A 473-nucleotide genomic window follows, 5' to 3' on the forward strand; every position below is an offset into this window, starting at 1 on the left:
TGCCGTAGGAGCGGTTGAACAAGGTGACCTTGCCGTCGGCGCCGACGGGTACGGTGACGGAGTTCGCGACTGTCTGGCCGGCGAGGAAGTTCACGTTGGACGAACCGGGCCGCTGTGTCCCGGAGGCGTAGGCGKTGATAAACCCGATCAACCGTGGCTCGGTGACGGTGAGGTTGAAGGTCACGGCGGAAACCTTCGCCGGAATCCCGTGGGCCCCGCCGGCCTGGAAGGACACGCTCCCGTCCGGGCGCACTGCAGCAGAARTCCGCGTGTCCAGGAAGCGGGACGGTTCCGTCGGGACGAACGCCCCCGGCACGTCCGGGACCCCGGGCAGGTAGTAGCCGGAGACGTCGGCAATGAGATGGGTGGTGCCGTAGGAGCGGTTGAACAAGGTGACCTTGCCGTCGGCGCCGACGGGTACGGTGACGGAGTTCGCGACTGTCTGGCCGGCGAGGAAGTTCACGTTGGACGAA

General features: G+C 66.7%; 1 protein-coding gene. It reads right to left on the reverse strand.

Annotation, left to right across the window (positions count from 1 at the left end; all coding sequences use genetic code 11):
- The coding region (locus AC1DFR_RS22375) for a hypothetical protein (RefSeq protein ID WP_476874505.1) at window positions 1-473 on the reverse strand (473 nt) is incomplete at both ends.

The organism is Arthrobacter sp. 05T410 (assembly GCF_056396505.1).